The sequence below is a fragment of the Dermacoccus sp. CCH2-D9 genome (assembly GCF_001556795.1).
Taxonomy (GTDB): domain Bacteria; phylum Actinomycetota; class Actinomycetes; order Actinomycetales; family Dermatophilaceae; genus Dermacoccus; species Dermacoccus nishinomiyaensis.
Genome location: NZ_LSJT01000081.1, coordinates 1 through 6,401, shown reverse-complemented (window position 1 = coordinate 6,401; position 6,401 = coordinate 1). Strand labels below are relative to the sequence as shown.

Sequence of the window (6,401 nt, the reverse complement as noted above, 5' to 3'; positions counted from 1 at the left end):
CTCGACGCTCGGGGCGCGCGTGCAACCGTCCGCCCCGCCGGCAAAGGTGACGCCGGCGCCGCCGCTGACGATCGACGTGCCGCCCCACCCGCGCGGCGCGGGCGTCGTCTGCGTCATCAACCCGCGAGCAGGAGGAGGTAACGGCGCGCGCGTCATCCGACGCATCGAGAAGCTGCTGCCCGAGGTGGAGATCGTCCGCCTCGGGCAGGGGCAGGATCTCGACGACCTGCTCGCCGACGCGGCCGCGCGCTGCGACGTGCTCGGCGTCGGCGGCGGTGACGGGACGCTGCAAGCTGGTGCGCGGCACGCGATCGAGCACGACGTGCCGCTCGCGGTGTTCCCCGCCGGCACGTTCAACCACTTCGCGAAGGCGCTCGGGGTGAGCGTCGACGCGACCGCGCGGGCGATCGAGCAAGGATGGTGCACGGCCGTCGACGTCGCGCGCCTCAACGGCGAGATATTCCTCAACACCGCGAGCGCCGGCTCGTACCCCGAGTTCGTCATCCGCCGCGAGAAGCTCGAGGGGCGCATCGGCAAACCGCTCGCCGCCGTCGTCGCCGGATGGCGGATGCTGCGCACCGCGGAGCCGTTCATGTTGCGCTACGACAACCGCGAGTACACCCTCGCCGGCATCTTCATCGGCAATGGCCGCTACGACCCGCCCGGCGACGCACCGCAGACGCGGCTGCGCATGGACGACGGGCAGCTCGACCTGCGGTTCTTGGAGCGAGGCTCGCGGTGGGCCGCCGTCCGCACGCTGTTCGCCGTCTTCACCGGCGGGCTCGGACGGTTGCCGCTCTACCACGAGTTCGACGCGCCGAAGGCTCACCTCGAGGTCGTCGGCGGTCCCATCCTGTTCGCCCGCGACGGCGAGGTGACCGGCTCGGGGACGGTGCTCGACCTCGACGTCGCCTACCGCGCTCTCACCGTCTATCGGCCGCGCACAGGCAGTTGGAGTCGCGTGCTGCGACGCTTCGGATGGCGCCGCCAGGGCGTCACAGCCAGCTGACGCGGCCGGCGAGCAGCTCGTAACCGACGAAGCTGACGACGTCGAGGATCGTGTGCGCGACGATGAGCGGCAGGACGCGTCGCGTGCGCGTGTAGAGCCAGCCGAAGATCAGGCCCATGACGACGTTGCCGACGAACCCGCCGAGGCCCTGGTACAGGTGGTAGCTGCCGCGGATCAGCGCGCTCACGACGATCACCTTCGTGCGCCCCCACCCGGCCTGCGACCAGCGCGTGAAGAGGTAGCCGATCATGACGACCTCTTCGAGGATCGCGTTCTGCGCGGCGGCGAGGACGAGGATCGGAAAGACCCACCAGTGCTCGCCCAGGCCGGACGCGACGACCGTCGTGTTGATGCCCATGGCCCGCGAGACGAGGTACAGCGCGAGGCCCGGGATGCCGATGACGGCGGCGAGCAGCGCACCGAGGACGGCGTCGGGTGCCTGGCGTGTGCGGTCGATCCCGAGGTAGGCCAGCGGCTTCCGCAGTTCGCGCGACAGCAGGAGAACGACGAGCGCGACCGGCACGAGCGCCAGCGCGATCTGCACGAGCTGATAGACGACGTCGAGCCACTGCGTGCTCGAACGCGACGAGTTGAGCGTCGACGTCTGCTGACTGATCGACGTGTGCGTCGCGCGCGCCGTCAGGGCCGTGCGCAGCAGCGAAAGCGCCGACCAGATCGCGCTCGCGCCGAGGCTGAGCAGCAGGACGATGACCGTCTCGGCGAGCAGTTGACGCCGCGGCAGGCGCGTGCGGGCCACGTCGAGTCTCGTACCAGGCCAGGCCATCTGGCCTCGCAGACGGCCGAGCGCTGTTCGTGCGCGCTCACTCGGCGCGTCGACTCGGGTACTCACCGAAGCAGCGTGGGGTTCAGCGGCACAGCGCGGTTCACGAGACGCCGAGCGAGCCGGCGTCGTCGTCATCGGTGCCCGTGTCGGTGACGACGTCGTCAGAGTCGGCGTCGGCGTCAGCGTCGGATCCACCGTCAGCCTCGGCGTCGGGTTCTGCCTCGTCATCGAGGACGTGAACCGGGGCCTCGTCGTAGGGGTCGTTGATCGTGTCGTCGCTCATGTCAGCTCCTCGCTCGTCGAATGTTCGTCCTGGCCCGTCGTCGGTGTGCCAGCGGCCGCGCGTCACTCGTCGCGGCGCGAGGTGAACGCGCTGCCGACACTGCCACTCGTGCGATGCGCGGGTACGTCGGGGCGGGCCTCGTCGCGTTCTTCGCCGTCGACCCGGGACGCGACGTGTCGCTCGCAGTTGACGGGCTCGCCGTCGTCGAGCCCGTCGGACGGGTCGTCACGGCGCGAGCCTGCTGCATCCGAACGTCCTGCACCTGCGAGTCCTGCGCCGGCGCGTCCTGCGTCCGAATGGCCGCCGCTAGAACGTCCTGCACGCCGCGAGCCACCGTCGCGTCGCTCACGCTCAGCGCTCACGGGCGCATCGTCGAGGCGACGCACGACGGTGAACCAGGTGATGGCGAAACCGGCGACGAGCGCCAGCAGCGCTGCGGGCCACAGCTGAGCGGCGAGCCAGATCATCGGACGCTCCCCGCGTCGCCCTCGTGTTGCTCGTCGAGTTGGCGCAGGTCGCGGCGCGTCGGGTAGAGCGCGGCGGCGAGCAGCCAGGCGATGAGGGCGCCGAGCACGAAACAGACGAGCATGACGAAGACGCTGTCGATCACGAGGTTCATCGGTGCACCTTCACCGTGCGGACGCCGTCGACGTGCGACGCGGCGTCGCGCACCGAGTCGATGGCGTCGTTGCCCGAACGCGCCGGGACGACGGCGGTGACGTCGCGGCCGTCGACCGAGACGGAGACCTGAGCGACGCCCGTGCCGGCGACGCTGCGCTCGACTCGCTGCTGCAGGTTGGATTCGATCGAGGACTTGCCGAGGAACGCGGCCGCAGCGCCGAGAACAAGTGGGACGACGACGAACGCCGCCCACCACGCCCGACTGAGTCGGGCGCGCACGCGCGTGCCTGAACGCTCCACTGCGTCTCCTTCGTTCTTCAGGTGCTCGTCGAACGTCGCCATTGTGCCTGGCGTCACCGACAACGCCGTCGTCACGCGCCGTTCGATGCGGCGCCGGCACCCGGTTCGTCGCGGTTCGGAACGCCGCCCTGGGCCGCCTCGCCCATCTGGTCGAGGCGACGGAACGGGTGGGCCGCCTCGATCTGCAGAGCCAGCCGCAGCAGCGTGTTCTCGTCGCCGATCTGCCCGGAGATCATGACGCCGACCGGCAGCCCGTCATCGGTCCGTCCCAGCGGCAGGCTGATGGCGGGTGCGCCCGTCGCGTTGTGCAGCGGCGTGAAGGCACAGTAGGCGAGCACGCGCTCGAGGTGCGTCTCGTAGTCGAGATCGCCTGCGAGATAACCGATCTCGGGTGCGACGTGGGCGAGGACGGGTGAGACGAAGACATCGGGGCCGCTCGCCATCTGCGAACGGTACACACGACCCGACGCCTGCAGACGCGCGAGGAACTTCGGCGCGTGCGCGAGCCGGCGGCGTCCCATCTGCGCGAGCCCGAGCGTCAACGGGTCGAGCTTGCTCGCGTCGAAATCCTTGTGGAACAGGCGCTTGCCGCCCGCCACCGTGTTGAACGCGAGGAAACCCCAGTAGTCGAGGAAATCCTGTTGGAACGACTCGGGAATCGTCGGTTGCCAGTCGACGATGTCGTGCCCGAGCCCGCCCAGCATCGTGAGAGCCGTGTCGACGGCGGCTCGCGTCGGTGCATCCGACGGAGGCGCGAACGGACTGTCGTGCATGAACCCGATGCGCAGCGGGCGCGTCAGCCCGGGGTGCGACGTGACGTCGATCGGCGGTAGGCGACGCGCCGGGTGCACGCGCTGGGCGTCCTCGAAGAACGTGACGGTGTCGCGCACCGTGCGCGTCAGCACCGAGTCGGTGACGATCTTCACCGGCATCTGCGCGGAACTCTCACCGATGATGAGGCGCCCGCGCGTCGGTTTGAGGCCGACGAGGCCGCACGTCGCGGCAGGAATGCGGATCGAGCCACCACCGTCGTTGCCGTGCGCGATGGGGACGACGCCCGACGCGACGAGCGCCGCCGAACCGCCGGAGGAACCGCCCGAACTGCGCGACGTGTCCCACGGGTTGCGCGTGACGTTGCCGCCAGGGCGTTCCGTCGTCGCCGTCCAGCCGAACGGCGGCATCGTCGTCGTGCCGATGGGGACGATGCCCGTGCCGAGGATCTGCGTCACGACCTTGCCGCTGCGGCGGTTGCTGACGCGCGGCATCGCTTCCGACCCCTGCGTCATCGGCACGCCGGCGACGACGACGTTGTCCTTGAACGCGCTCGGCACGCCGCGCAGCGCGGCGTCCGGATGATCGTGGCGCCCACCTCCGAGGCCCGCGTCGATACGACCAGCACGCTGACGGGCGCGCTTGGCGTCGATGAACTCGATGGCGTTGAGCACCCCGTCGACCTTCTCGGCGCGCGCGAGCGCAGCCTCGACGGCCTCCGTCGCGCTGATGCGGCCCGAGTCGATGGCGTCGGCGAGCGCTGTCGCGTCCATGTCACCGAGCGCATCGTCGGTGAACGCGTGGATCTGCTTCGGCCTCGTCTCGGACATCATCTGACCCCTTTTCGTCGTGGCAGCTTCGATCTGCCAGTGTGCCGCCTGCGACGCCGCCTGTGGGCCGAAGCGCGCAACTCGGGTGGCCGATGCCGCCCGTGTCGCCGATGTCGCCCGTGTCGCCGATGTCGGCATGGCCTCGACGATGGTGGTGGCGGTGCGTGAGAGGGCACGCCTCCCTGGGTATCGTGACGATTCAGCGGGCCGAGGTGGGCGCGAGGTTCGGGGCGGGGATTTCGTTGTCGTGCAGCAGGGTTCGCGCCGCGTGCCAGCCGCACATGCCGTGGACGCTGGGGCCCGGCGTCGTCGCTCCCGACGCGAGGTAGACACCGTCGGCGGGTGTGCGCCACGGCGTCGGTGACACGACGGGACGCTTGAGCATCTGCGTCATCGTGACGGCGCCGCTCGCGAAGTCGCCGCCCGCGAAGTTGGGACTGACGGCCGCCGCGAACTCGTCGGCGCGCGTCGCTGTTGAGGCGAGCACGAGGTCACGGAAACCCGGGGCGTGCTCCTCGACGGCGGCGAGGACGGCCTCGGTGGCGTCGACGTCACTGTCGAACGGCACGTGGACGTACGCCCAGAACGTCGCCTGCCCGGCCGGCGCGCGCGTGGAATCGACGACACTCGGCTGCACGGCCAGAACGTAGGGACGCTCGGGCACCCGCCCGCGCGCGACGTCGTTCTCCGCCGCCGCGATCTGCCCGCGTGTGCCGCCGAGGTGCACCGTGGGGGCCTTGCCGATGCGCGGATCGCTCCACGGGACCGGCCCGGCGAGCGCCATGTCGACCTTGCTCACGCCGCTGCCCGGCTTGAACCGCTCGAGAGCGCGCCGGTAGCGATCAGGCAGGCGCGCGGCGCCCATCGTCAGGAACGCGGGGACGCCGACGTCGAGCACGGCCGCGTCGTACTCGTCGAGCTGCGCGAGGTCAGTGACCTCCCGCCCGAGGTGGACGCGCCCACCGTGCGCCTCGAGGTCCGCGACGAGCGCGTCGACGATCGCCTGTGAACCACCGACCGGCACCGGCCAACCCTGCGCGTGCGCGGTTGCGCTCAGCATGAGCCCGCCACCGGCCATGGCGAGAGTGGGGTGGCGGCCGATCGTGTGCGCGGCGCACCCCGTCAGCATCGCCGGGGCGACGTCCTCGACGAACCGGCGTGACCATGCGGGCGTGCCCGCCTCCAGGACGCGCGCGCCGTAGACGGCCGCCGCGATCGGGTCGCGTGGCACCCGCAGCAGCGTGTTCATCGTCATGTCGGTGACGCCGCGCAGGCGCTCGACGACGGGGCCGAGGAAGGAGCGGTAGGCGTCACCGTCCGCGCCGAGTGCGTCGGCCGCACGGTCGAGGTCGCGATACCCGATGCCGCTACGGCCCCCCGGCAACGGATGTGCGAACGAGGCCTCGGGCACGACGAGGTCGATGCGCCGCGCAAGGTCGAACTCCTGGAAGAACGGGCTCGCGAGCGCCATCGGGTGGACGGCGCTCGCGACGTCGTGGCGAAAACCCGGCAGGCTGAGTTCGCGGGTGGCCGCGCCACCGCCCGTCCACCCGTTGCGTTCGAAGACGTCGACGGCGAGCCCGGCGCGCGCCAGCGTCACGGCCGCGGCGAGGCCGTTGGGTCCGGCGCCGACCACGGCCACGCGCGTCAAGTTCATGCGTGAAGCGTAAGGACGCGGCTACGGACGCGGGGCGCCGGGGACGAATGTGACCCAGAATCGCAGGTGTGCACGGCTCAGAAGCGGACGTCGGCGCGGGCGCTTCAGGACGTCGGGCTCGTCAACGCGACCGACGTCATCGGCGG

General features: G+C 71.0%; 8 protein-coding genes. 1 reads left to right on the top strand and 7 read right to left on the bottom strand.

The window, feature by feature from the left end; translation table 11 throughout:
• On the top strand, positions 1–1,009 hold a 1,009-nt coding region (locus AX669_RS07060), incomplete at its 5' end, for a diacylglycerol kinase family protein (protein ID WP_304438404.1).
• Here AX669_RS07060 and AX669_RS07055 read toward each other — a convergent pair.
• The 7 genes from AX669_RS07055 to AX669_RS07030 all read right to left on the bottom strand — a co-directional run bounded on the left by AX669_RS07055 (position 996) and on the right by AX669_RS07030 (position 6,255).
• On the bottom strand, positions 996–1,766 hold the full coding sequence (locus tag AX669_RS07055) for a CPBP family intramembrane glutamic endopeptidase (RefSeq protein WP_006943541.1): 771 nt from the start codon (positions 1,764–1,766) through the stop codon (positions 996–998). The two genes, AX669_RS07060 and AX669_RS07055, sit on opposite strands and share 14 nt — an antisense overlap.
• Before the next feature lie 127 nt (positions 1,767–1,893).
• Positions 1,894–2,076: a hypothetical protein gene (locus tag AX669_RS07050; protein WP_062257483.1), complete on the bottom strand. Its 183-nt coding sequence runs from the start codon at positions 2,074–2,076 to the stop codon at positions 1,894–1,896.
• A 62-nt stretch (positions 2,077–2,138) separates the two neighbouring features.
• Entirely contained in the window at positions 2,139–2,543 is a 405-nt protein-coding gene (locus tag AX669_RS07045; RefSeq protein ID WP_062257482.1) for a hypothetical protein, read from the bottom strand.
• Positions 2,540–2,695, bottom strand: coding sequence for a lipopolysaccharide assembly protein LapA domain-containing protein (locus AX669_RS13360; RefSeq protein WP_006943511.1), 156 nt, complete (start codon positions 2,693–2,695; stop codon positions 2,540–2,542). Before AX669_RS13360 ends, AX669_RS07045 begins: the two co-directional genes overlap by 4 nt.
• Complete coding sequence (locus AX669_RS07040; RefSeq protein ID WP_156444955.1) at positions 2,692–2,997, bottom strand: hypothetical protein; 306 nt, start codon at positions 2,995–2,997, stop codon at positions 2,692–2,694. The genes AX669_RS13360 and AX669_RS07040 overlap by 4 nt, the downstream gene beginning before the upstream one ends.
• A 71-nt stretch (positions 2,998–3,068) precedes the next feature.
• Positions 3,069–4,598: an amidase gene (locus AX669_RS07035; protein ID WP_231729462.1), complete on the bottom strand. Its 1,530-nt coding sequence runs from the start codon at positions 4,596–4,598 to the stop codon at positions 3,069–3,071.
• A gap of 199 nt (positions 4,599–4,797) precedes the next feature.
• Complete coding sequence (locus AX669_RS07030; protein ID WP_062257478.1) at positions 4,798–6,255, bottom strand: NAD(P)/FAD-dependent oxidoreductase; 1,458 nt, start codon at positions 6,253–6,255, stop codon at positions 4,798–4,800.
• Positions 6,256–6,401: the final 146 nt, after the last annotated feature.